At 62.8% G+C, this 25,718-nt stretch carries 20 protein-coding genes; 5 read left to right on the forward strand and 15 right to left on the reverse strand.

Annotation, left to right across the window (positions count from 1 at the left end; all coding sequences use genetic code 11):
* Positions 1-49: 49 nt before the first annotated feature.
* Entirely contained in the window at positions 50-1,939 is a 1,890-nt protein-coding gene (locus VM99_00295; GenBank protein AKJ96570.1) for a histidine kinase, read from the reverse strand.
* Between the two features lie 708 nt (positions 1,940-2,647).
* Between VM99_00295 and VM99_00300 the strand changes: the two genes are divergently transcribed.
* On the forward strand, positions 2,648-3,787 hold the full coding sequence (locus VM99_00300; protein ID AKJ96571.1) for a multidrug MFS transporter: 1,140 nt from the start codon (positions 2,648-2,650) through the stop codon (positions 3,785-3,787).
* Positions 3,788-3,872: 85 nt separating this feature from the next.
* Here VM99_00300 and VM99_00305 read toward each other — a convergent pair whose 3' ends face one another.
* On the reverse strand, positions 3,873-5,537 hold the full coding sequence (locus VM99_00305) for a hypothetical protein (GenBank protein ID AKJ96572.1): 1,665 nt from the start codon (positions 5,535-5,537) through the stop codon (positions 3,873-3,875).
* Between the two features lie 399 nt (positions 5,538-5,936).
* On the opposite strand from VM99_00305, the gene VM99_00310 reads away from it, so the two are divergent.
* Complete coding sequence (locus tag VM99_00310; protein AKJ96573.1) at positions 5,937-6,467, forward strand: nematocidal protein; 531 nt, start codon at positions 5,937-5,939, stop codon at positions 6,465-6,467.
* 76 nt (positions 6,468-6,543) lie between these two features.
* Here VM99_00310 and VM99_00315 read toward each other — a convergent pair whose 3' ends face one another.
* From VM99_00315 to VM99_00330, 4 genes are read right to left on the reverse strand one after another with little or no spacing between them, the layout of a single operon-like run.
* Complete coding sequence (locus VM99_00315; protein ID AKJ96574.1) at positions 6,544-6,765, reverse strand: formate dehydrogenase; 222 nt, start codon at positions 6,763-6,765, stop codon at positions 6,544-6,546.
* Positions 6,762-9,638 (reverse strand): formate dehydrogenase, encoded by a 2,877-nt coding sequence (locus tag VM99_00320; GenBank protein AKJ96575.1) that lies wholly within the window; start codon positions 9,636-9,638, stop codon positions 6,762-6,764. The genes VM99_00315 and VM99_00320 overlap by 4 nt, the downstream gene beginning before the upstream one ends.
* Positions 9,635-11,194, reverse strand: a complete 1,560-nt coding sequence (locus tag VM99_00325; GenBank protein ID AKJ96576.1) for a formate dehydrogenase — start codon at positions 11,192-11,194, stop codon at positions 9,635-9,637. Before VM99_00325 ends, VM99_00320 begins: the two co-directional genes overlap by 4 nt.
* Entirely contained in the window at positions 11,188-11,670 is a 483-nt protein-coding gene (locus VM99_00330; protein AKJ96577.1) for a formate dehydrogenase, read from the reverse strand. The genes VM99_00325 and VM99_00330 overlap by 7 nt, the downstream gene beginning before the upstream one ends.
* Positions 11,671-12,174: 504 nt before the next feature.
* On the opposite strand from VM99_00330, the gene VM99_00335 reads away from it, so the two are divergent.
* Positions 12,175-12,876: a cyclase gene (locus tag VM99_00335; GenBank protein AKJ96578.1), complete on the forward strand. Its 702-nt coding sequence runs from the start codon at positions 12,175-12,177 to the stop codon at positions 12,874-12,876.
* A 27-nt stretch (positions 12,877-12,903) separates the two neighbouring features.
* Here VM99_00335 and VM99_00340 read toward each other — a convergent pair whose 3' ends face one another.
* The 6 genes from VM99_00340 to VM99_00365 are packed head-to-tail and all read right to left on the reverse strand — an operon-like array spanning position 12,904 to position 19,520.
* Positions 12,904-15,654, reverse strand: a complete 2,751-nt coding sequence (locus tag VM99_00340) for a sulfurtransferase (protein AKJ96579.1) — start codon at positions 15,652-15,654, stop codon at positions 12,904-12,906.
* 47 nt (positions 15,655-15,701) lie between these two features.
* A complete protein-coding gene (locus VM99_00345) occupies positions 15,702-16,301 on the reverse strand; it encodes a cysteine dioxygenase (protein AKJ96580.1) in 600 nt (199 codons plus the stop codon).
* 30 nt (positions 16,302-16,331) lie between these two features.
* Positions 16,332-17,168 (reverse strand): phosphate ABC transporter ATP-binding protein, encoded by an 837-nt coding sequence (locus tag VM99_00350; protein ID AKJ96581.1) that lies wholly within the window; start codon positions 17,166-17,168, stop codon positions 16,332-16,334.
* On the reverse strand, positions 17,155-17,943 hold the full coding sequence (locus VM99_00355) for an amino acid ABC transporter (protein AKJ96582.1): 789 nt from the start codon (positions 17,941-17,943) through the stop codon (positions 17,155-17,157). The genes VM99_00350 and VM99_00355 overlap by 14 nt, the downstream gene beginning before the upstream one ends.
* Positions 17,933-18,667, reverse strand: a complete 735-nt coding sequence (locus VM99_00360) for an amino acid ABC transporter (GenBank protein AKJ96583.1) — start codon at positions 18,665-18,667, stop codon at positions 17,933-17,935. The genes VM99_00355 and VM99_00360 overlap by 11 nt, the downstream gene beginning before the upstream one ends.
* A gap of 10 nt (positions 18,668-18,677) precedes the next feature.
* Positions 18,678-19,520: an amino acid ABC transporter gene (locus VM99_00365; GenBank protein AKJ96584.1), complete on the reverse strand. Its 843-nt coding sequence runs from the start codon at positions 19,518-19,520 to the stop codon at positions 18,678-18,680.
* A gap of 241 nt (positions 19,521-19,761) precedes the next feature.
* Between VM99_00365 and VM99_00370 the strand changes: the two genes are divergently transcribed.
* The gene (locus tag VM99_00370) at positions 19,762-20,613 is read left to right on the forward strand and encodes a LysR family transcriptional regulator (protein ID AKJ96585.1); all 852 of its coding nucleotides are present in this window, start codon (positions 19,762-19,764) and stop codon (positions 20,611-20,613) included.
* A gap of 71 nt (positions 20,614-20,684) precedes the next feature.
* On the opposite strand, the gene VM99_00375 is transcribed toward VM99_00370, so the two are convergent.
* From VM99_00375 to VM99_00385, 3 genes are all read right to left on the reverse strand, one after another.
* Positions 20,685-21,512, reverse strand: a complete 828-nt coding sequence (locus VM99_00375) for a membrane protein (protein ID AKJ96586.1) — start codon at positions 21,510-21,512, stop codon at positions 20,685-20,687.
* Entirely contained in the window at positions 21,505-22,791 is a 1,287-nt protein-coding gene (locus VM99_00380; protein ID AKJ96587.1) for an MFS transporter, read from the reverse strand. Before VM99_00380 ends, VM99_00375 begins: the two co-directional genes overlap by 8 nt.
* A gap of 127 nt (positions 22,792-22,918) precedes the next feature.
* Positions 22,919-23,650, reverse strand: a complete 732-nt coding sequence (locus VM99_00385) for a GntR family transcriptional regulator (GenBank protein ID AKJ96588.1) — start codon at positions 23,648-23,650, stop codon at positions 22,919-22,921.
* Between the two features lie 269 nt (positions 23,651-23,919).
* On the opposite strand from VM99_00385, the gene VM99_00390 reads away from it, so the two are divergent.
* Entirely contained in the window at positions 23,920-25,632 is a 1,713-nt protein-coding gene (locus VM99_00390) for an amidase (protein AKJ96589.1), read from the forward strand.
* The last annotated feature ends 86 nt before the right edge of the window (positions 25,633-25,718 follow it).

Consider the following 25,718-nt stretch of genomic DNA (forward strand, 5'->3'; position numbering starts at 1 on the left):
GGTGATGCCACGAACGACATTGTAGTCGACAAACCGCCACCCGCCCGGCTCATGCCCGGCCGGTCGGGCCCGAAGGCCGAGTGGGCAGTTCCAGGGTGAAGGTGGCGCCCTGCCCCGGCCCGGCACTCTGGACCTTCAATGCCCCGCCCATCTCCATGGCGGCCAGCACACAACTGTGCAGGCCGAAACCGTGGCCATCCTTGCGGGTGGTGAAGCCGTGGGCAAAGATGCGCGTCAGGTTGCCCTCGGCGATCCCCTCGCCATTGTCGATCACCCGGATTATCAAGGTCTGTTCCGTGTTCAGCTCGCCCTGCAAGGTGATCACCGGGGGCCGATCCGCCATGTCGACCATCGCGTTGCCTGCATTCTTGATCAGGTTGACCAGGATCATCAGCACCCGGTGCTTGTCCAACTCAACCGCCGGCAAGCCTGTGAACGCCTTCTGCACCGTGACGTGGCGGGTCGTGAGCACGCCGGCGTTCATGCGTAACGCATCCTCGATCAGTTGCTGGACCTGCACGGTCTCGCGCAGGCTGGAAGCGCCTGAATACGATTGTTGGGCCGCCACGACTTCCTTGATGTGATCGATGCTCTTGGTCAACTGCTCAAGCTCTTCGGCCATGCTCTTCTGCTCGACCGCCAAGGCCTCCACCACCTGGTTCAGGTAGCCGGGCAGCAACCTGCCTTTCTCGTCCTGCGAGATGAAATGGCCGAGGTCCTCGGTGTGCTGGTTCATCAACTGCATCGCCTTGCCCAGGCCCAAGGCTTTACTGGTGCGCAGTTTTTGCGTCAGCACCTCGGCGCAAACGTTGACGCTGTTGAGAACGTTGCCCACGTTGTGCAGCACGTTGGTGGCGATCTCGGCCATGCCGGCCTGGCGGGCGACGGCCACCAACTGGGTCTGGGCTTCAGCGGTGCGCAAGCGACTCTGTGCCAGTTGCCAGCTCATGCGGCTCAGCAACACCACCAGGAACATCAACACCAGACTGCCGGCCGCGGCCCGCCACACATAGGTTTGGGCTTGCTGGGTGACGGCCGCCAGTTGCTCCTGCTCGGACAACCCGACGATCACCGCCAGCGGCAGGTCATAGAGCTGCCGAGCGCTGGTGTAGCGGCGTACGCCGTCCCAATCGTTGGTCAGCAGCAGCGCCTGGGTGTCCTCGGTGTCCGGCACCAGCGCCGCGTAATCCACCGTGTCACCGGCCTGCACCGTCTCCCCGGTGCGCCGCACCCGGAACACGCCGTCGGTGCCCAGCAACCCGAAGACGCCCTGCTCGCCGAGCTTCGAGGCATCGTAGCTGCTGACAAAATAGTTCGCGTCAACCTCGACCCTGGCGACCCCCGCGAACCCGCCATCGGCCGAACTGAGGCGCCGGCTGAAGCGCAACCGCCATTCGCCGTTGAGCGGGTTTCTCCAGGGGCGGCTGATCAATAGCGTGTCGTCGCGCCGCAACGTGCGCAGGTCGTCCGCGTCGTCGACCACTTCCGTTTCGTTGGCCCGGGTGCTGGCCACCAACCTGGCATCGGCGTCGATCACGCTTACGTCAAACAACAGCGACGGCGGCAACAATGCCCGCTCCTTCAGCCTGGGCAGCGGGTTGCGCTGGCCTTCGGCCTCGTAGGTGTACTTGACGAGCTTGAGGGTCTGGTCGATTTCATGGACCGCCCGCAGCATCTGGGCTTCATAGGTCGCGCTGACTTCCAGGCTGACTGCCGCCGCGTTATGCCGCGCCCGGGTCAGTTCGCTGGTGATGAGGTACAGCGTCGTCAGCCAGATGGCCAACAACAGGAAAACCGCCAGCAGCGGAAACAGGACATAGGCCTCCTTGGCATGACCGAGCCCACGCCGCAAGACGCGGCCCATGGCCTGGGAGACCGTCTCCGCGGACCTGGCGATACCGGAGGCCAACCTCAGTCCATCTGGCCGTTGAAACGACATGATGCGCTCCCTGCGTTGAACCGGCGTGTTCCTTGCGGCGTTCGGGCAAAACGATTGACTGGAGAAACTATAGATCACAAAACCGGTGCGGGCGTCGGGTGCTCAACAGCGAATGAGCGAACGAAACGCTTCCGAAAATCTCGCCGAAACCCACCCTGCCCGCTCCCACAGAGGATTGGGTGTGTACGCCGCCTTCGCATACACCACCAAGACCTGTGGGAGCGGGCTTGCCCGCGAAGACGTCGGTACATTCAACATCCTCTTGGCTGACACTCCGCTTTCGCGGGCAAGCCCGCTCCCACAGAGGATTGGGGGTGTACGCAGCCTTTGCATACACCAGCAAGACCTGTGGGAGCGGGCTTGCCCGCGAAGACGGCGGCACATTCAGCATCTTCATGACAGACACTCCGCTTTCGCGGGCAAGCCCGCTCCCACCCAGGATTTGGGTGTACGCAGCCTTTGCATACACCAGCAAGACCTGTGAGAGCGGGCTTGCCCGCGAAGACGTCGGTACATTCAACATCCTCTTGGCTGACACTCCGCTTTCGCGGGCAAGCCCGCTCCCACACAGGATTTGGGGGTGCGCGCAGCCTTTGCATGCACCAGCAAGACCTGTGGGAGCCGGCAGACAAGCTTGCCCGCGATGTTCAAGCACGCACAAAATGCTCGTCTCTTTCTGGCTGCACCTTGATCAGGACGAAAGACCCCATGCACATCAAACCGTTTTCCATCGACATCCCCGAAGACGCGCTGGCGGACCTGCGGCATCGCCTGTTGAATGCGCGGCTCCCAGAGCCGCTGGCCGGGCAAGGCTGGACTGAGGGCATGGACATCAACGTGCTACGCGACCTGCTCGCCTATTGGTCGACAACCTTCGACTGGCGCGCCAAGGAAGCGGCGCTCAATCGCCTGCCGCAGTTTGTCGCCGATGTCGACGGCCAGCGCGTTCACTTCATTCATCAACGCGGTGTGGGCCCGGCCCCCATGCCGTTGATCCTGACCCACGGCTGGCCCGGTTCCTTTACCGAGATGCAGCACATCATCCCGCTGTTGACCGACCCGGCCAGTCATGGCGGTGACCCGGCGGACGCCTTCGATGTGGTCGTGCCGTCCCTGCCCGGCTACACCTTTTCTGCGCCATTCCAGCAACCCGGCAACGGCCCTTACGAAGTGGCCCGTTTGTGGGGCGAGTTGATGAGCGGGTTGGGTTATGAGCGCTTCGGTGCCCAGGGCGGAGACATCGGCGCGGGGGTTTCGACCTGGCTCGGCGTGCGGTTTCCCGAGCGGGTGAAGGGTATCCATCTCAATTACATCCCGGCTTCCTACCGCCCACCCCTTGGCGAAACCGAGCCACCGCTGACCGAAGTCGAAACCGCCTTCCTGCAACACGCCGCTGCTTTTGCCGATGCCGAAGGCGCCTACGGGCATATCCAACGCACCAAACCCCAAAGCCTTGCGGTAGGCCTGAATGACTCGCCGGCCGGTTTGCTGGCCTGGATGGGCGAGAAGATCCTGTCCTGGTGCGACACCCGCCCGGCCATTGATCACGATTGGCTGCTGACCAACGTCACGCTGTACTGGCTGACGAACTGCATCGGCTCGTCGTTCCGGCAGTACGTGGAAGGCAGCAAGCGACCGCTCGCGTTCGGCCATGAGGAGCGGGTGAGACCTGCGGTCGGCGTGGCGGTGTTTCCCAAGGAACTGCCCATGCCGCCCCGCAGTTGGGTGGAACGTTGCTGCGATGTGAAACGCTGGAGCGTGATGCCGAAGGGCGGGCATTTTGCGGCGTTGGAACAGCCGCAGTTATTGGCCGAGGACATCAGGGCGTTTTTTCGGGATTTGCGGTAGCACCACGCCGGAACACTGGACCTGAATGTCCGCTGAGCCAATGGCATGGAGAGATTCACATGGAAGTCCGTAAGCCGCTGCAGCCCTATGGCTGCACCACAAAAGTCGAAGTCTGGGTCACTGGAATCATGTCTCCCGGCATCGTCATGACCAACTGATAGTTGCCAGCGACCAATGCCCCTGCGGCATAGGTGAAACACGACAAACTGGACGTGGAGCTCTTGTCGAGGACAACGCCTGGTATGGGCTTGGGCTTGATACCGTCCTGTAGCTGATACACCGAATAGACGGGCTGGCTGACAGGCTTGGCGTGGGTCAGACAAAACGAAGTGCCCTTCGCGGTCGGCGCAAACTCGCCCTTGGCATTCAAAGGCGAGACGAAGGTCATGCCGCTTCGTCTTTCCTGCTCAGCGAGTTGCGCAGCGTCCAGGGCGGTCCTGGCACGCTCATAGTCGGCATTCTTCAGCACTGCACTGGTTTCCTGCTTATTGATGTACTGGACGGCTTTCTCTGCCTCGATCAATGCACGCCGTCGTCCCCAGAGGGCATCATCACCGCCCTTGCGGATCGCCAGGGATAACCAGGTCTTGTCGGTAAATGGATCGTTTTTGCCGCTGTTGCGCAGACTGTGATGAAGGTAGTCGATCTCGTCAGGCTTGATGTCGTCCAAGGAAGCCCTGTCCGGTGTGTCGGTCCAGCCACGGCGCATGGCGGTCGGCACCAGCATCAACGAGTCCCCCAACCACGCCAATGGATTTTCCTTGTTACCTCGCCCAGTCAAATAGAAGTAGCAGTTGGTGGGGGCGCAACGCTCCTGGTTGATCAGCACATAGTTGCCAGGCTGGAGCGTCAACACCGAACCGTTACCCTCGCCTGCTCCATCATCAGGCCCGGCCAACATGTCCATGTCGATCTGCATGACCACGTCGTCTTTGTTGAGGGCCAGCAGACTCTTGGCCACTTCCTTGGCAAACACCTGTTCGGCAGCCGTTATAGGATTCGCCAGTGACAGGGTCTTGCTGGCCGAACCAATGAAATCAAGAAATGCAGCGGTGTCCTCATTCTCGCCCTGGTCATACTCCAACACGGTCAACTTCATCGATAAATGATCGGACTCAAGCTTTTTAGGTCCGTAGAGCAACTTACTCAACAGCGGTGGCTTGGAGTTGTCCGCCACCCCAAGATAAGGGCCGAGAACCTTGGTCACGGTTGCGCTTTTGTCTTCGCCGCCGACTTCGGTGAACTCGACGACGATCACCACTTCATTCACCCCACCTACATCCTTGAGGTACTTGAAATAGGCATCCGTCAAATAGACCGCGAAGACATCGCCGCCATTGCCATTGCTGTCGGGTTTACGAATGGCCTCTGCTTTATCACCGCTCAAAACATCGCCATCAATACTTAGGCGCTCGGTCTTCAATACGCCAATAGCGTCCTCGAAGTTCTTTTTCGCCAACTGCGTTTGCGCGTTGGCTCTGTCGAGGTCGGCCTGCGGTGCTTTTTTACTCACCAGGTCAGCCTGGGCCCGCTCGGCTTGTTGCCATTTGGTCCGAAGATCGGTAGCCGCCTCGAATTTTTCGAGGTCCGCCTCAGGACGAGCGGGTTGTACCTTGAACAGTTGCGCGGTCCCTGTGGGAACGGCGCAGCCGGCGATGAAGAACGAGAATATACAGGCCAACGCGAGTCGAGCCCGAGAGGCAGAACACAAGGCGGTTGCAACGTGAACCGGTGCGTTTTCGGCGAGCATCCCTTTCTCCTGATCGCTGCTGGCATATTGCCTTGCCACGGAGAGTAGGACAGCCATTCTATAAGCGCAACGTAGATAACTTGACGCCAATAATCGCGCCATGGCCGGAGCGACTTTCGATGGAAACCAGGCTATCGATGACATTGGCTGTCCGCTTTCGCCCACTCATGGTGCCGGGAAAATACTCGTGATCACCTAAGCGATTGCCCACCCCGTTGCCTAATCAAAGCCCTACCAGCGCTGCGTTTCGCTGTGCTTGGTCGGCGTCAAGAATTGGAAATTTGACACTACAAAGCCATCACCTATCGTTCCTCCCCGAGACCACACCCAGGGACCGGGTGGCCCGGACGCCCTTTGAGGGTGAGGTCGTCAATGCTGTTCGATCAAGGAGCGATAAACATGTCTGGAGCAACCCAAACCATTGACGTGCTCGTCAACGTTGATGCCGATTACCTGCTCGCCCACCCCGGCGACGTAGGCGGCGCAATTGCCATGCTGGTAACCCGCAGTGCCGTCGACAGCCATGCCAACATCACCAGCGGCGAAGGCGAAGGCGGTAACGAGTTGTGGTTCGATGTAAATCCCGGTGACATCATTCGCTGGCGAGCCACCACGCTGTCGCGCAATTTCGACCGCATCGCGTTGATCAAGGACGTCGAGATCGGCAACCCGCACCAGGGCGGTGATTACAAGGGCACGATTTCGAAACCGACACCCTTCAATATCCCCGGCATCCCCGTGCCTTATCTGGACAACGGTGCCCCTGGTGGTATCTCCAAGACCGATGTGACCTATACCTTCTGGCAGTCCACTGCATTGAGCCCGGGAAAGCTCTGGTACCAAATCTACTTCGTGCTGCTGGACCGCAACCTGAACCAGATTGGCCCGACCAACACGTGGGACCCCTACGTCACCGTCAATAACCAATAACCGAAAGGCAAAAGCCCCGTGGGTGCACAGTCAGCTGTGCTCTCACGGGGCTTTGCGGACTGACGGGGCTGGCTTCCTAGGCCGCTTTTTCAAACTCCATCAATGCCGCCAATACCAACGGATGCAGGACCGCCTCGGGATGTTTCGTTTGCCAGGCCGTCAAGTCGCGACACATGGCTGGCGTCCAGAAGCTCTTGATGTGTTGGTACACGCCACGCACCGCCACCGCAGGGTCCGGTTCACTGGCGAAGTACTGACCAATCTGGTTGGCCATCTTGATCAAGTTGTCAGAACTCATCGGCGCACCTCGGCTTTCTCGGCATGACGGCGTTCCCTCAGCAGGCGGCCTTGTTCATCACTGAACGCCTGGTAGCGTTTCTGCCATTCCGAAGGCTGGCTGACCCGCACGATCTCCACCGCCGTCACTTTGTATTCCGGGCAGTTGGTGGCCCAGTCGGAGTTGTCGGTGGTGATCACGTTAGCGCCCGATTCCGGGAAATGGAACGTGGTGTAAACCACGCCCGGCGCCACGCGCTCGGTCACCTTCGCCCGCAGCACGGTCTGCCCGGCACGGCTGCCGATGCCGACCCAATCGCCATCGACGATGCCACGGTTCTCAGCGTCGGTCGGGTGGATTTCGAGGCGGTCCTCCTCGTGCCAGGCGACGTTCTCGGTGCGCCGGGTCTGGGCACCGACGTTGTACTGGCTGAGGATACGGCCGGTGGTCAGCAGCAATGGATAGCGATTGTTGACCTTTTCCTCGGTGGGCACATACCCGGTGAGCATGAACCGACCCTTGCCGCGCACGAATTGCTCGATGTGCATGGTCGGCGTCCCGTCCGGCGCGGCATCGTTGCACGGCCATTGCAGGCTGCCGTGACGATCCAGCTCGGCGTAGCTGACGCGGGTGAAGGTCGGTGTCAGGCGGGCGATTTCATCCATGATCTGCGAAGGATGGCTGTAGTCCATCTTGTAGCCCAAGGCATTGGCCAGGGCGATCGTGGCCTCCCAGTCAGCCTTGCCGGCCAGCGGGTCCATGACCTTGCGCACCCGGGAGATGCGTCGCTCGGCGTTGGTGAAGGTACCGTCCTTCTCGAGGAACGAACTGCCCGGCAGGAACACGTGGGCGAACTTGGCCGTTTCGTTGAGGAAGATATCCTGGACGATCACGCATTCCAGGGCACTCAGCGCCGCGGTCACGTGCTGGGTGTTGGGGTCGCTCTGGGCAATGTCCTCGCCCTGGCAGTAAAGCGCCTTGAAGGTGCCATCCAACGCGGCCTCGAACATGTTCGGGATGCGCAGGCCCGGATCGGGTTGCAGGGTCACGTTCCAGGCCTGCTCGAACTCGGCGCGGACCGTTTCGTTGGAAATGTGCCGATAGCCCGGCAACTCGTGGGGGAACGAGCCCATGTCGCAGGAACCCTGGACGTTGTTCTGCCCACGCAGCGGGTTCACCCCGACGCCCTCGCGGCCGATGTTGCCGGTGGCCATGGCCAGGTTGGCGATGCCCATCACCGAGGTGCTGCCCTGGCTGTGCTCGGTCACGCCGAGGCCATAGTAGATGGCAGCGTTGCCACCGGTGGCGTAGAGCCGTGCGGCGGCGCGGATCTGTTCGGCCGGGACGCCGCAGACCGCTTCCAAGACCTCGGGCGCGTTCTCTGGCAGGCTGACGAAATCGCTCCAGCGGGCAAAATCGGCCGCCTCGCAGCGCTGTGCGACAAACGGCTGGTCAACCAGACCTTCAGTGACGATCACATGGGCCAGCGCGTTGAGCATGGCCACGTTGGTCCCTGGACGCAGTTGCAGGTGCAGCTCGGCACGGGCGTGGGGCGAATCCACCAGGTCGATGCGACGTGGGTCGATGACGATCAGCCGAGCGCCCTGGCGCAGACGACGCTTGAGCTGGGAACCGAAGACCGGGTGCGCATCGGTGGGGTTGGCGCCCATCACCAGGATCACGTCAGCCTTCATCACCGAGTCGAAATTCTGCGTGCCGGCCGATTCGCCCAAGGTTTGCTTGAGGCCATAACCGGTGGGCGAATGGCAAACACGGGCGCAGGTGTCGACGTTGTTGTTGCCGAATGCGGTACGCACCAGCTTCTGCACCAGGTAGGTTTCTTCGTTGGTGCAACGGCTGGAGGTGATGCCACCGATGGAGTCACGCCCGTACTTGAGCTGGATACGGCGCAATTCGCTGGCGGCATACGTCACCGCCTCGTCCCAGCTGACTTCCTGCCACGGGTCGTTGATGTGCTTGCGGATCATCGGCTTGGTGATGCGGTCCGGGTGAGTCGCGTAGCCCCAGGCGAAACGGCCCTTGACGCAGGAGTGGCCGTGGTTGGCCTGGCCATTCTTGTCCGGGACCATGCGCACCAGTTGCTCGCCTTTCATCTCGGCACGGAAGGAACAGCCCACGCCACAATAGGCGCAGGTGGTGATGACGCTGCGCTCCGGCTGGCCGATCTCCACCACACTCTTGTCGATCAGGGTGGCTGTCGGGCAGGCCTGCACGCACGCACCGCACGACACGCATTCGGAATCGAGGAAATTCTCACCGCCGGCCGCTTCGACCCGGGAGTCGAAACCACGCCCGCTGATCGTCAGCGCGAAAGTGCCCTGGATCTCTTCGCACGCCCGCACGCAGCGGCTGCACACGATGCATTTGCTCGGGTCGTAGTCGAAATAGGGGTTGGAAACATCCTTGGCATCGCTCAGATGGTTGGCGCCCTCGTAGCCATAGCGCACTTCGCGCAGGCCCACCTGCCCCGCCACCGTCTGCAACTCGCAATTGCCATTGGCCGGACATGTCAGGCAGTCCAGCGGGTGGTCGGAGATGTACAGTTCCATGACGTTGCGGCGCAACGTGGCGAGCTTGGACGTCTGGGTGCTGACCACCATGCCCTCGGTCACCGGCGTGGTACAGGACGCCGGATAACCGCGCATGCCCTCGATCTCCACCAGGCACATGCGGCAGGAGCCAAAGGCTTCCAGGGTGTCGGTGGCGCAGAGTTTGGGAATGGTGGTGCCGAGCAAGGCCGCCGCGCGCATCACCGACGTACCGGAAGGTACGCTGATTTCACGTCCGTCGATGGTCAGGCTGACCTGCACCTCGCTTTCGCGCGCCGGGGTACCCAGGTCGATATCGCTGCTGGGATCGAAGATGTTGATCATTGGTCGGCCTCCGTGGTCGCCAGACCGAAGTCGGCGGGGAAGTACTTGAGGGCGCTGGCCACGGGGTAGGACGTCATCCCGCCAAGGGCGCAGAGCGAGCCGTATTGCAGGGTGTCGCAGAGGTCTTGCAGCAACAGCACCTGTTCCTGGCGAACAGCGGTATCGGTACTGGCGATCAAGCGATCGACCACCTCCACCCCACGGGTGGAGCCGATCCGGCAAGGCGTGCATTTACCGCAGGACTCTTCGGCACAGAATTGCAGGGCGAACCGGGCCATCTGGGCCATGTCGAGGCTGTCGTCAGCCACCACCACGCCGCCGTGGCCAAGCATCGCGCCCATGGCGGCGAAGGCTTCGTAGTCCAGCGGGGTATCGAATTGCGAAGGTGGCACCCAAGCCCCCAGTGGTCCGCCCACCTGGGCGGCTTTCAACGGTCGACCGCTGGCAGTCCCGCCACCGTAGCCTTCCACCAATTCCCGCAGGGTCAGGCCGAACGCGCGCTCGACCAAACCACCCTGGCGGACGTTGCCGGCCAGTTGGAACGGCATCGTGCCCAGGGAACGGCCCATGCCAAAATCGCGATAGAACTGCGCACCCTTCTCCAGGATCACCGGTATCGAGGCCAGGGTCACCACGTTGTGGACCAGCGTCGGCAGGCCGAAGAGGCCTTGCAGCGCGGGCAACGGCGGTTTCGCTCGCACTTCGCCGCGCTTGCCTTCGAGCGACTGCAGCAGCGACGTTTCTTCACCGCAGATGTAGGCCCCTGCCCCCACCCGGACTTCCAATTCGAAGGTGCGACCGCTGCCGGCCACGTCCTTGCCCAGGTAGCCGGCGGCGCGAGCGATGCCCAGGGCGTCGTTCAGCGTACTGACCGCGTCCGGGTATTCCGAACGCACATAGATGTAGCCCAGGGTGGCGCCGACAGAGATGCCGGCAATGATCATGCCTTCGATCAACAGGAACGGATCGCCCTCCATCAACATGCGGTCGGCAAACGTTCCGGAGTCGCCTTCGTCGGCGTTGCACACCACGTATTTCTGCGGCCCCACGGCCTCGCGCACGGTGCGCCACTTGATGCCCGCCGGGAACGCCGCCCCGCCCCGACCACGCAAGCCGGAATCGAGGACACTGGCGACCACGTCCCCGCTATCCATCTGGACGGCGCGGGCCAGCCCGAGGAAGCCGCCCTGGGCACGGTAATCGTCCAGGGACAAGGGCTGGGTGATGCCGGCACGGGCGAACAGCAGGCGCTGCTGGCTCTTGAGATAAGGTATGTCTTCCACCGGCCCCAGGGCCAGCGGGTGGCTGCTCGGGTCGCCGGCCAGCGCATCCAGCAGGCTCGGCACGTCCTGCGGCGTGACCGGGCCGAAGCCCAGCCGGACGCCATCGCGTTCCAGCTCCACCAGCGGCTCCAGCCAATAGAGGCCACGGGAACTGGTACGTCGCAACGCCAGCGGCTGTTGTCGGCGCTCGGCCTCCGCCGCCAGCGCTGTGGCCACCTTGTCCGCGCCCACGGCACGGGCTACCGAGTCACGAGCAATGCAGAGCGTCAGCATGCGCCATCCTCCAGGCAACCATTGACCAGTTGGCGCAGGCGTTCCGGGGTCAGGCGTGCATGCAGCTCACCGTCCAGTTCCAGGGCCGGCGAACAGACGCAGGCGCCCAGGCAATAGACCGGCCGCAGGCTGATGCGGCCATCGGCACTGGTGCCGTGGTCGTCCAGGGACAGGTGTTCGCGCAATTGCGCGGCCAGGCCCTCGGCGCCCATGCTCTTGCAGGACTCCGCGCGGCACAGGCGCAAGGTATGGCGGGCCGGTGGCGTGGTACGAAAATCGTGGTAGAAGCTGATCACCCCACGCACTTCAGCCTGGCTGAGGTTGAGGGCATGGGCGATTTCGGGGACGGCGACGTCGGGCACATACCCGCAGCCTTCCTGGATGGCGTGCAGGATGGGCAGCAAGGCACCGGGGGTGTCCTTTTCAAGCGCCAACACACTCTGAATCAAAGGCAGGTGAAGCGTCTCATCAGGCATAAACGTACCTCGGCATCTCGAACGACACTGCCGCCGGGCGGCAGCTGTCCGGAGTCTTGGCTGCGGCGTCCGGCCCACGTCACGGTAGCGTGGCAAATCCGGTCGCCATTCTCGCTCACCGGCCAAGTGTCTTTGGCGCACTCGGTCCGGGGCATCATCACAGCTTGCCATTCCCGCCGCTGGGCGGTAGCACACAGGCGACTAAACGTGTTCTGAAAGCGACTTGGGCTGGGAAGTCGTCCTGTGCCTACAGGAAAGTCAGATAACCCTTTCAGTGTAGGCGAATACCAGCGAAGGGTTGGACTGACGGGCTGACGGTCGTCCGCCGGGATGGCAGGGAAAACAGGCGCGCCGCAGCACCCCAACATCAGGTTACAAATGAGCGACAAGCGTCGTAGCGATATTCAACCACCACAACACCATGCCATCCCCGTCTGGATCGAGGTGACAACACAGGTTTGGCTGCAACAATATCGCCAGCAATCGCCAGACAGGACGCCCGCCATGCCCAGCATTCATTTCAACCGAATCGTCAACCTCAGCCACCCGATCCATCCCGACATCGCGCTGTGGCCCAATGACCCACCGGTGGTGTTCAAGACCGAGGCTTCGCTGGAAAAGGACGGTTACCACCTGCGCAGTTTCAGCATGGGCGAGCACAGCGCCACCCACATGAATGCGCCGAACAGTTTCGACGCCGGCGCCATGGGCATCGACGGCTACACCGCCGAATCCCTGGTACGGCCCGCCGTGGTGGTGGACCTGGCGAGCCGTGTGGGGGATGAATCCGACTACATCATCGGCATTCAGGACATCGAGCGCTGGGAGCAGGCACATGGCCGGATCCCGGAGGGTTGCGTGGTGCTGTTCCACACCGGTTGGCAGTCGCGCTGGGCGGATCCGCAACGCTTCATCCAGGTTGATGCGCACGGCCCGCACTTCCCGGGCGTCGGCGCCGCCACCAGCCGATTCCTGCTGGAGCAACGCGCCATCGCCGGCATCGGCATCGACACCCATGGGGTGGACCCAGGCCAGGAAACCACGTTCGCCAGCAATCGAGGGGTGTTGCAACGCGGTGGCATCATCCTCGAATGCCTGGCCCAGCTCGACCAGCTACCGGCCACCGGCTGCACGCTGGTGATTGGCGTGCTGCGCCTGGAGGCGGGATCTGGCTCGCCGGCCAGTGTGTTGGCGTTTGTTCCTTGAGGGAGACGCCGTGGGTACCCCTCGCCATCAAGCCTGGGCCAGGGCAAAACCTCGTCGCAGATCCTCGACCAATGCCTCGACATCCTCCAGCCCCACGTGCAACCGTACCACCGGATTCATCGCGCGATCCCTTGCGCTCTCTCGCTTGCGGGTATCGGCCAGCATTACCAGGCTTTCAAAGCCGCCCCAGGAAGCGCCCAAGCCAAACACCTGGAGCGCATCGATAAACCGCTCGAGGTACGCGGGGTCGGTTTCGCGAAGCTCAAAGGACAGCAAACCATTGCTGCCGTTGAAATCGCGCCGCCACAACGCGTGTCCGGGGTGGTCGACCAAGGCCGGATGAAAAACCTGTTTCACCTGCGGCTGCGCCTGCAACCAATGGGCAATCTCCAGCGCCTGCCGCTCGTGCACCTCCAGGCGTTGCGCGAGGGTGCGCGCGCCGCGCAGGACCAGATAGGCATCGTCCGGGCTGACCGCGGTGCCAAAGGTATCGCTCATGGCGGCCAACGCCGGCCAGGCTTCCTGGCGGGTGCAGACGCTGCCCATGACCACGTCGCTGTGGCCACCCAAGTATTTGGTCAGGGCCATGATCGAAATGTCGGCGCCCAGGGCCAGTGGCCGATAGAGCATGCCCGAGCCCCAAGTGTTATCGACCGCCAGCAGGATGCCCCTGGGCTTGCACAAGGCGGCAATGGCCGGCAAATCGCAGAGTTCATACAGCAATGAACCGGGCACTTCGGTGTAGACCATCTTGGTGTTGGGTTGCAGCCGCCCAGGCAAATCGCTGCCGTCGGGGGCAAAGTAACTGACTTGCACACCGAAGGCCTGGAGAAACTCCCGAGCCACGCGTCGCACCGGCGAATACACCGCATCGGTGATCAACACATGATCACCAGGACGCAGGTAGCTCAGGAATGTCTGCGCCACGGCAGCCAGGCCCGTGCCGAACAAGCGGGTGCGATAACCGCCTTCCAGTTCGGTGACGAGGTCTTCCAGGGCGAACGCCGTGGGGTTGCCCCGCGCGCCATAGCTCAATACCCGCTCGCTGTCGCGCCGTGAACGGACCTCACGCATCTGTGCCAGGTTGTCGAACAGCACCGTGCTCAAGCGGCTGACCGGTGCATTGACCGGCCTTCCACCGCCGCCCTTTCCAGGCCGTGCCGCATGAGCCAGACGCGTGCGAACCTGCCCGTCCGACGGGCGTCGGGGCTGCGTTTGCAAGGGTTTGAGGCTGGCAATCTCACGCTCACTCATCTGCGCCAGCAAGCCGATTTCCCAGGCCAGGTATTGCCGCGCCGCCGCTTTGTTTCCGCAGTGGCGGTCGTGAGTGAAGAACAGAAAATCGATGCACTGCTCGTCCGGCAGGGTGTCGGCGCCCTCTTGCAGGGCCAAGCCTGCCGTACGCCAGGCATCGGGACCGCCATCCAGCAACCGGGGTTGCGCGTCCAACAGTTCCTGCGCCGCCAAAGCGGCCACGCGAGGGTCATCCGCCACCAGCACCAATGGCCGCCTTTCACCTTCCATTGCGTCCGTCAGCGTTGAGCGGGTCGCCCAGCGTGCCCCGGCAATGTGTCCTTTTCGGTAAGCCATGCTCGGGCGCAAATCAATCAACGCGACCGCATCGTCCTTCAACGCATCGGCCAGGGCTTGCACGCTGATCGGGGGCACGCTTGCAGGCAGGGGGACGGCAGGCGCGGGCAAGGCCAGCCCACTGCTCACGCCGTGTGCCAGTACCCACGCCTCATGCCCCAACTGCCGCAGCCAACTGGCGATGATCGGCGCCCGCACGCCATCGCTGTCGAACAGCACCAACCGCGCCTGACGCACCCCCACATACAGGTCGGTGGCTTGAATCAACTGCCCACCGGGCGTGTGCTGGGCCCCTGGCAGCGTGCCGGCGGCAAATTCCTCCGCGGTGCGCACGTCGCACAGGAAAAGACTGCGTCCGGTATCCCGTGCCCATTGCTCCACCAGAGCCGTATCGACGGTTTGCACGCCGCCGCATTCGGCCAGTCGCGCCGCCGCCAGGCGCTGCACCGAGAGCGTCTGGGTCGAGACCTCATCGCCATAGCGACGATCGCTGCCATGCTCCAGCGGAAAGTCTTCCAGGAACCAGCCCTGGGTGCCGTTTTCCAAGGCATAGACCGGGTTTTTCAGGCCCAGGTCGATCAACGTCTGGGCGCCGATGATGCTACGGGTTCGACCGGCGCAATTGACCACGATCGGTGTCTGCTCGTCGGGCACCAGGTCGTGCACGCGATAACCCAGCTCACCGTTCGGGCAACAGATCGAGCCGGGAATGGTCATTTTGCGGTACTCCTCGAACGGCCGGCCGTCGAGTATCACCAGAGGATCGCCCTGGGCCTGCCATTGGGCCAGTTGGCGCGCAGTGATGCGTGGCGTGTGACGAACCACCTCCACCCGCTCGCCGAACGCCTTGGACGGCACGTGCACACCGGCGAACAGCTGGTGCCCCGCAGCCTGCCAGCCAATGGCACCGCCCTCCAGCGTATGGACATGGACATAGCCCAGCGCTTCCAGGCGCTGAGCGGCGCGGGCAGCCAGTCCTGCACCCTCCTGGTCGTAAACCACCAGGCGAACCATAAGGTTTGGCGCCAGGCGCCGGACCTCCAGCTCCAGGCGGCTGTAGGGCAGGTTCACCGCAAAAAACAGATGAGCTTCGCCATACTGGCCGTGCTCGCGTACATCAAACAGGGCAATTTCCTGCCCATCGAACAACCACTGCTGCAGTTGCCCGGGCGTTAGGCTCTGGCTCATGAAGGTCCTACTGGAAAATGAAAGGGGCGCTCGTGCCGGCCATCAGCTCAGCTGGCGTAAGCCTTGATCGACGGCGCCATCTGCGAGGCGTTGTAGTTGAGGATGCGCCCGTCGGCCTCCACGCCGTAGCGGCCGTTGAGCGACTCCAGGGGCAGGCCATACAGGTGGAAATGCAAGGTCGGATGTTCGCCTTCCACACGGATGCCATGCACGTCCTCACCCAGGAACGCGATGGACGTGCCGGGCTGCACCACCACCTCTTTTTCCAGGTGCAACGTCGTGTACCCCGGCTCACGGCCTTCGTCGTCGCGTTGATAGACGTAATTGATTTCCTGACCCTCGACCGCACTGATGACGGCCCAGGTTTCATGGTTGTGAGGCAGCGTGCTTTTGCCCGGCAACAACGAGTTCAGATAGAGCGTCGGTGTATCGCCATCATCGTTGAGGCGATACCGAAAGGCGCTGCTGCCCTGCCCCGCCACCGGCGGCGGGAAGGCATCGAAGTTGAACAGGTCGCGACGCTCGGCCAGCTCTTCCAGCAAGGCCACGATGTCCTGCAGCGCGGCGCGGTCGACGCCTCGTTCATGGATGACACGCACTTTCTGCAAAAAGGCTTCGATGACATCCGGACGGTCAAACGTACTCATGAGGCAGGCTCCATTTTTTTCGCAGGAGGGTTAAACGGACAGGCTGTAGCGACTCAGGTTGGCCAGCAGATAAGGATCAGGGGCAACGGAAGGTCGTCTCCCCGGTTCGCCCAGGGCGTGGCGCAGAAACTCGCGGGTACGCTCGCTGGTCGGGTACTGGAAAATTTGCCCAGCGCTGCCGTGCTCGACCATCACACCGTTCTCGGTGAAATAGACGACATCGCTGATCTCTTCGGCAAAGCGCATTTCATGGGTGACCAGCACGCAAGTCATGCCTTCCTCGGTCAACTCACGAATCACCGTCAGCACCTCGCCGACCGTTTCCGGGTCCAGGGCCGAGGTCACTTCATCAAACAGGATCAACTCCGGGCGCATCGCCAAGGCACGGGCAATCGCCACCCGCTGCTGTTGACCACCCGAGAGCTGGCCGGGATAAGCGTCGGCCTTGTGGTCCATGCGCACCTTGGCCAACAGTGCGCGTGCGTCTGCTTGCGCGTCGCTGCGGCTGTGCCCCAACACCTTGCGCGGCGCAATCACCAGGTTCTCCAGCACCGACAGATGCGGGAACAGGTTGTATTGCTGGAAAACGAACCCCACACGCTTGCGCAGCTCGATGCGCTCGGCTTCCCGGCTCAGGCGGTGCACATCGGTGCCGACCACGCGAATATCGCCCCTCTGGGGCTGCAACAGACCGGTGATGCACCGCAGGATCGTAGACTTGCCCGAACCGGAGGGGCCAATTATCGACACCGCTTGGCCGCGGTAAACATCGAGGTCGACACCCCTGAGCACCGGGTTGCTGCCAAACGACAGGTGCACGTCGCGCAAACTGACCAAGGGTTCGGCGACGGTTTCAGTAGAAGGCATAACGTCGCTCCAGGGATCGGGTGAGACGGGAAATCGGGTAGCAATAGGCAAAGAACAACACCAGCAGGCTCAAATAGATCACCACGGTGAAACGGGTGTTGTTCACGGTGTTGCTGGCGATTTGCGCGGTGTCGATGACGTCATGCACGCCCACCAGGGACGCCAGCGCGGTGCCCATGGTGATCACCGCGTAGAGGTTCATCCACGGCGGCAACATGCGCTTGGAGCACTGCGGCAGAATGATCGAGCGCAGTATCTGCCCGCGGGTGAAGGCCAGGGAACGCGCGGCTTCCCATTGGGTGCCCGGGATCGAGGCGATGGCTCCGCGCAAGATCTCCGCGACGTTGGCACTGGCCGGCAACGCCAGGCCAAGGGTTACCTTGACCCAATCCGGAAATGGCACGTAGGCGTTGCCGATACGCAGTTCGAACGGGAATACATAGGTGGTGAAGTAAATCAGTACCAGCCACGGCGCATTGCGAAAGGCCTGCACCCAGACCCGCGCCGGCCAACGCAGCACGCGAAGAGGCGACAACACCATGGCGCCTACCAGCAGGCCCACCACTGAGCCCAGGCCGATGGCCAGCAAGCTGATCAGGATGTTCTGACAGAACCCCGCAATCAGGGCCGGTGACCATTGAAGCAAAGCCTCCAACAGCGGGCCTCGCGGCATGAGATACAGCAGCAAGCACAGCGCGCCCACCACCAGCAGCCATTTGCCCGGATGGCGAAGCGGCGAGGCCAGCGGCGAACCGGCGGACGATTCAATGGCCATAGCCCGGCATCCTCAGGCGCACTTCGAGGTAGCGCCCCACAAAATTGACGGTGAAGCTCAGCAGGCCGAAAAATGCCAGGATCAGGATCATCAACTCCAGCACGTTGTCGCTCTGGGTCCAGATCATGATGGCTGCGTAAGTGATGTCGCCCACCGCAATGGCGGACGCCACCGCCGTCATCTTCACCAGATCGATCAGGTTGTTGACCAGCGACGGCAAGGCGAAGCGCAGGGCCAGCGGCAACTGAACATTCCACATCAACTGGCGACGACTGAACGCCAGCGAACTGGCGGCTTCCAAGGTTACCGGCGGCACCGCCTCGATGCCCGCGCGTAACGCTTCGGCGTGGAACGCCCCCTTGTGCAGGGAGATCACCATCACCACCCAGGCAAACGGCGTCAGCGGATTGGCCGCGCCGACCGCCTGGGTCAGCAGCATGTTCAGCACCAGGAACGCGCAATACAGTTGCACCAGGGTGGGCGTATTGCGGGTGACCTCGACAAAGGCCCGCGCGGTAACCGCCAGCCACGGCTTGTCAGAGCTCAGCATCGTGGCCAGGCCAAGGCCGGCCAGCAGGCTGCCGACGATGGTCAACAGACACAGCTGCACCGTGGTCAGCGCGCCCTGCGCCAGGGTTCCACGTTGATAGGCATCCAACAAAAAGCCGTAGTTCAGGCCGAACCCGGCACTCCAGTGGACGAACATCTCCAGCCAATGGGTCATGGCTCGCCCCTCAAGCGCCGTTGGCCTGGAACTGTTTCTGCAACTCAACCAGTGCCGGTGATGCCGGCGTGATGCGGTTGCGGGTCTGGGCGTCGATCAACCAGCCGCTGCGGTGCAATTGCTGGATGATCGGGTCGAGCCTGGCCTGGGTATCCTGTTCCCCCTTGCGTGTCCAGATCACCGAGGGTGCCGGGTTGAGCTCCGGACTCAGGGCACGGTAGCCCTGCCATTCGGGGGTGTCGGCAATCAGCGGATTGATCAGCGTGGCATCGTGTACGGCCGCCACGCAGTTGTTGCCCCGCAGCGCCAGCAGCGACTCCGACGAGCTCTTGAATGCCTTGATCTCGACCCCCAGCTCCGTGAGGGGCTTGATGTAGCTGCTGCCCTGGGAGGTGCAGACAGGCTGATTCTTAAGGTCGTCCCAGCGACTGATGGTGCTGTCCTTGAGCACCGCTGCGGTGCCGCCTACGCGGTAGAACGGTGTCGGCACGAAGCCAAGGATCTCACCGCGCTCAGCGGTCCATTCCATGTTGGCAATCAGCAGGTCGACTTTGCCTTGTTGCAGGAACTGCACGCGGTTGGCCGGCAACACTGGCACCAGTTGCACCTGCGCTCCCAATTGCCGGCCCAACTCCTCTGCCAGGTCGACGTTGAAGCCGCGAGGCTTCTGGGTAGCGGGATCGATTCCACCGAAAGGACCACCGGACAACAGCACGCCGACCACCAGAACGTGGCGTTGCTCGATCTTGTCCAGAGTGGCATCGGCTTGCGCAGGATTGACGCCGGACATCGAGATCAAGGCGCCCAGCATGAAAGGCAACAAACGTTTTACAGGTGAGCGCTCGTGCAGCATGGATTTCCCCTCAAGAACGATCGGCGTTCCCCGACCTGATGAGTGGGCATCCTAGGGACCGCCTGCTAACGAAGGAAATGCAAATATCTAATATCGTTATAACTGGCAAGGTCTTATTCTCGGGCAAAAATCTTATAACCGCGTACTGCCTGGCCTCCACGGAAGTACCGTTTCAAAGCCTCCCCCTGAAGCATAAACTTCTGTAATGTTTAGCGTTGTCCCCTTGATATGAACCGCCCCCATGTCGACCCTCGATCTCGAATTACTGCGCACCTTCATCGCCGTGGTCGATCACCACGGCTTCGCCCAGGCGGGTGCGCAACTGGCACGCACTCAATCATCGGTGACCCAGCACATGCAACGCCTGGAACATCAGGTGGGCGTGAGCCTGTTCGAGAAGCGCGGGCGGCACAAACAGCTCACCGAGGCGGGCCAGCAGTTGCTGCGCCACGCGCGGCAGATGTTGTCGCTCAACGATGACGTACTCAGTTCCCTGCGCGAGAGCAGCCTGAGCGGAGTGCTGCGCATTGGCTCCCCACACGACATCGCCGATACCATCCTGCCGCCGATCCTCGCCCATATCGCCCGCTCGGCGCCGCGCCTGCGCCTGGAAATCGATGTCGGCCGCAGCCCTTTCCTGATGGACGACCTGCACCGGGGCAAGGTCGACATGATTATTTCCACGCGCCAGGACCCGAAACTCGAAGGGTTTGCCTTGCGCACTTCACCGGTATGGTGGATCTGCTCTGCGCAGTACAGCCACAATCCCGGCGAACCCTTGCCGCTGATATTGGTGGATGACCCCAGCATCTATCGTCGCTACGCCCTCCAAGCGTTGGAACACGCCAATATCCCTTGGCGCCAGGCCTATCTGGCTTCGAATCTGATCGGCATCAAGGCTGCCACACGCGCAGGATTGGGCGTCACGCCCCGTAGCATGGAAATGCTCGGCCCGGACATGCGGGTTCTGGGTGAGAGCGATGGCCTGCCTCGGTTGCCCGATGTGACCTATTACTTGTGGATTCGACCCAACACCGTCAACCCGTTGGTACGCCGGGCTTATGAGCTGATCAGAAACAGCCAGGGGCATTGAAGGGGTGCATCAGAGGATGTGCCACCGAGCGCTCTCCCTCCGGCGAGCGTTGCCGGCACACCCCACGCATTTCAAAACTTGAACAACGCCCGTGGCGCCTGCACCAACAGGGCATGGCGCAGCGGAGCGGGACACGCCAAGGCTTGCAACTGCCCGATCACCGTATCGAAGCCAACGCTCTGTTCGTGCTGCGTGTGCGGCCAGTCACTGCCCCACACCAGTCGTTGGGGACCGAAACGCTGCTCAAGGACAGCCAATGCCGCCTGGGCGAACTCGAGGTTCTGGCGATCCGTTCCAGCCAATCGATAAATACCGGACACCTTCATCCACACCTGCCCGCTCGCACCCAGCGCCATCAGCTCGGCGAAGCCCGGTTGACCAAGGCCCTGGCGCGCATCCGGACGGCCGAAATGATCGACCACCAGCCGGATGCCGAGGGGCAACAATTGGCGAATCAATTCCGGCAGGTCTTCGACATGGCGGTGCAACTCGACATGCCAGTCCAGCTCGGCGATGTGAGCGAAAAAGGCCTTCCAGGCAGCCTCGCGAAAATCCGGCAAGGCCTGGCCCATCAGGTTCAGGCGCACGCCGACCACGCCTGCCCGGGCCATGTCTTGCAACTCGGCGCGACTCACGCCCCGCTCCAGCACCACCACCCCGCGCAATTGCTCCGGCGCCTGGCGCAACGCGGCCAGCAGGTAGCGGTTGTCGGTGCCGAGAAAGCTCGGCTGCACCAGGACGCCATGGCTCAGGCCATGAGCGTGCAGGTGGTCGAGGTACTGCGCCAGCGTCGCATCATAGTCGGGTGTGTAGCGCCGCGCGGCAACCAGCGCCAGCTCGCGGCTGAACACATGCGCGTGGGAGTCGATGCCGGTGATCGGCGAACGCGTATCAGGCATGGGCGCTCTCGCTGGGGGTAACGGGATGTTCTGGTTGCTTCGACGCTTCCAGGCTACGGCCACGGGTCTCCGGCAGGCACAGCGCCGCGATCACCGCTACGCCATAGGCGATGCCGGCGTCGATGCCAATGGCCGATCCCAGCGACATCGAATCACTCATGTGCCCGACCAGGAACGGGAACACCGCCGACAGCACGCGGCCGAAGTTGTAGCAGAAGCCGACGCCGGCGCCCCGCACATCCGCCGGGTACAACTCGTTGAACAGCGCCCCGAGGCTCGCCGGGATGCCGGCCGCGAAGAAGCCCAGGGGGAAACCCAGGAACAGCATCTGGGTGTTGGTCAGCGGCAAGAATACGTAGCACTGCACGGTGACCACGCAGCACAGCGCGAACAACACGATGTTCTTGCGGCGGCCGATGCGATCGATCAACAGGCCGCTGACCACGCAACCGCACCAGAAGGCGAAGATGATCACCGCCAGGTAGCCGCCGGAGTTGAGTACCGACAGGTTGCGCTCGGTCTTGAGGAAGGTCGGCAACCAGGTCATCACCGCGTGATAGCCGCCGTGGGCACCCAAGCCCAGCAGGCCGCCAAACAATGTCACGCGGATCAGTTCAGGCCGGAAGATGCCGCCCAGGGACTTGAAGAAGTTCTGCGGAATGGCCTTTTCCTTTTGCAGGCGCTGGAAGCTGTCGGGTTCCTCGACGTTGCGCCGCACCCAGATGATCAGGAACGACGGCAGCAGGCCAACGATGAACATCACTCGCCAGGCCATGTCCTGGGGCACGAACGAGTAGATCAGCGTGAAGACCCCGACGGCTAGGCCCCAACCCACTGCCCAGGCACTCTGTACCGTGCCCATGACCTTGCCGCGATACTTGGGGTTGATGGTCTCGGCCATCAGCACCGCACCGGCGGCCCATTCGCCACCAATGCCGAAACCTTGCAGCGCCTTGACCACCAGCAGTTGATGGAAGCCGGTCACAAACGCCGACAGGAAGGTGAAGAAAGAAAACCACAGGATCATCCATTGCAGCGTTCGCACCCGGCCGTAGCGGTCCGACAGCGTGCCGCCGACCCAGCCGCCGAGCGCCGAGGTGACCAGGGTCACGCCGCTGATCAGCCCCGCATCCCCCTTGGACAAGGCAAACGCGGCGATCAGCGCCGGTATCGCCAGGCCAAACATTTGCACTTCCAGCGCGTCGAGCGACCAGCCGCCGAAGCAGGCCCAGAACGTTTTGCGCTCCCGCGCAGTGACTTGGCGATACCAACTGAACATGTTTTTTATCCTTATAGTCGAATCAAAGGCAGCCGAGAGCGAACCGCGCCGCTGCAGGGCCAGTGATGGCAAAAAAACGGAACCGGCGCCGAGGTTCGCCGCCGGGGCTGTATCAACCCGTCATGGGTCAGCGAATATCCACGCTGTAGCGGAAATGCTCGGCATGCCCGCGCGAGCGCCGCCATTCCAGCGGCGTGCCGGCGTAGTCACGCGCCAGCCGCTCGATCACCACCACCGGGCTGTTGACCGGCACTTGCAGCAATCGCGCGTGCACGTCGTTCACCGACTCGGCGGTGAGGGTTTCCTGGGCGTAGGCAACCACCTGGCCGCAGGTTTCTTCGTAGATGGGGTACAGCAACGGGCCCTTCTGACTCAGGTCGATTTCGAGCAGCGATTGGAACCGGTCGCGCGGCAACCAGATTTCTTCGGCGAGCACCGGCTCGATATCGAGCAGACGCAGGCGGACGATGCGAATCACCGGGGCATCGGCGGGCAGCCCCAGCGCCTGGGCCACCGCCGATGGCGCGGCCACCGGCTCGATGGACAGGATGCGGCTCTCGGGAACCCGACGTTCGCCCGAGGCGCTCTGGAAACGGAAGAAACGAAACAAGGAAGATTGAAACTGTGGCCGGCGAATGAAGGTGCCTCGCCCCTGCTGGCGCTCCAGGATGCCCTCGCTGACCAGGGCATCGATGGCTTTGCGCACGGTGCCGGTGGACAGTTGATACTCCGCCGAGAGCGCGGCCTCCGTGGGGATCGCCTCCCCCGGGCGCCAGCGGTTGTTGGCAATCTGCTCGGCCAACTGGTCGCGCAGGCGTTGATAGAGCGGCAGGCGCACATCACTGGAAAGAGGGTTCATTGACCTTATTCACCTTGTTATCTAGTCATATATATGAATATTGCGGCGAGTATTTCCCTTGCCCGTCCGGCTGTCAAGCCAGGCTCGCCAGTGAGACGGACGAATGGCGAGCCAATCCGTGCATAACGACAAGCCCGCTCAATAGACCCGCCGAACGCCACGTAGTACAGTGCGTGAAAACCGATAAATATCCATCTTGAGGAGACTGAAGTGACCCGATTCCAACGTGACGCGACCGGCCTCGCCCGGTCAGTTGGGGTGAGCACCCCATGATCGAAATCACCGAAGTCTCCATTGCCCAACTGCGCGCCGCGCTTGAATCCGGCCAGACGACGGCGGTCGAGTTGGTGCAGGCCTACCTGGCCAGGATCGATGCCTATGATGGTCCGCACACGTCCACGGCCCTCAACGCCGTGGTGGTGCGCAACCCCGAGGCCCTCAAGGAAGCGCAGGCGTCCGATGCGCGCCGGGCCAGCGGCCAGACCCTGGGCCCGCTCGATGGCATCCCTTATACGGCCAAGGACAGTTACCTGGTCAAGGGGCTCACGGCAGCGTCCGGCAGCCCGGCCTTCAAGGACCTGGTTGCCTATCGCGATGCGTTCACCATCGAACGGCTGCGCGCCGCCGGTGCCATCTGCCTGGGCAAGACCAACATGCCCCCCATGGCGAATGGCGGCATGCAGCGTGGCGTGTATGGTCGGGCAGAAAGCCCCTACAACGGCGACTACCTCACCGCGCCTTTTGCCTCGGGCTCCTCCAACGGCGCCGGCACGGCCACTGCGGCCAGCTTCGCGGCCTTCGGCCTGGCGGAGGAAACCTGGTCCAGCGGCCGCGGCCCGGCGTCGAACAACGGCCTGTGCGCCTACACGCCCTCGCGTGGGGTGATCTCGGTTCGCGGCAACTGGCCGCTGACGCCGACCATGGACGTGGTCGTGCCCTTCGCCCGCACGATGGCCGACTTGCTGGAAGTGCTGGACGTGGTGGTGGCAAGCGATCCGGATACCCGTGGCGACCTGTGGCGCCTGCAACCCTGGGTGCCGATTCCGAGTGTCGAGGCGGTTCGCCCCGCCTCTTACCCAAGCCTGGCCAGCCAACCGGGCGCACTCGCCGGCAAGCGTTTCGGCGTACCGCGCATGTACATCAATGCCGATCCCGAAGCGGGTACGGCGGATGCACCGGGTATTGGCGGCCCGACGGGCCAGCGCATCCACACCCGCGCCTCGGTGATCGAGCTCTGGGAAGCGGCGCGCAAGGCCATCCAGGCCCATGGCGGCGAAGTGATCGAGGTGGATTTCCCATTGGTGTCCAACTGCGAGGGCGATCGCCCCGGCGCACCGACCGTGTTCACCCGGGGCCTGGTGTCCAAGGCGTTCCTGCACCATGAGCTGTGGGACTTGTCGGCCTGGGCCTTCGATGATTTCCTGCGGGCCAACGGGGATCCGACACTCAACCGTCTGGCCGACGTCGACGGGCCGAAGATCTTCCCTCACGACCCGGGCACCTTGCCCAACCGCGAGGATGATCTTGCCGCCGGGATGGACGAGTACGTGAAAATGGCCGAGCGCGGCATCACCCCCTGGGACCAGATCCCGACCCTGCCCGACGGCCTGCGCGGCCTCGAAGAAACGCGCCGGATCGACCTCGAAGACTGGATGGACCGGCTGGGCCTGGACGCGGTGATCTTCCCCACCGTTGCCGACGTTGGGCCGGCGGATGCGGATATCAATCCGGTATCTGCCGACATTGCCTGGAGCAACGGCGTCTGGGTTGCCAACGGCAACCTTGCCATCCGCCACCTGGGTGTGCCCACCGTCACCGTGCCGATGGGCGTCATGGCGGACATCGGCATGCCGGTCGGGCTGACGTTTGCCGGTCGAGCCTATGACGATTCGAAGCTGCTGCAACTGGCTTCGGCGTTTGAATCGATCGAGTCCAAACGCCTGATTCCGCCGCGCACACCGCCGTTGTCGACAAACGCCTGAGGCTGTGGGAGCTTGCTCGCGATCGCATTTGCACAGCCGACATCTCGGCAAGCTGATGGGTCGCTTTCGCGAGCAAGCTCGCTCCC

Origin of the sequence: Pseudomonas chlororaphis (assembly GCA_001023535.1) — a bacterium.
In the GTDB taxonomy this organism is placed as follows: Bacteria; Pseudomonadota; Gammaproteobacteria; order Pseudomonadales; family Pseudomonadaceae; genus Aquipseudomonas; species Aquipseudomonas chlororaphis_E.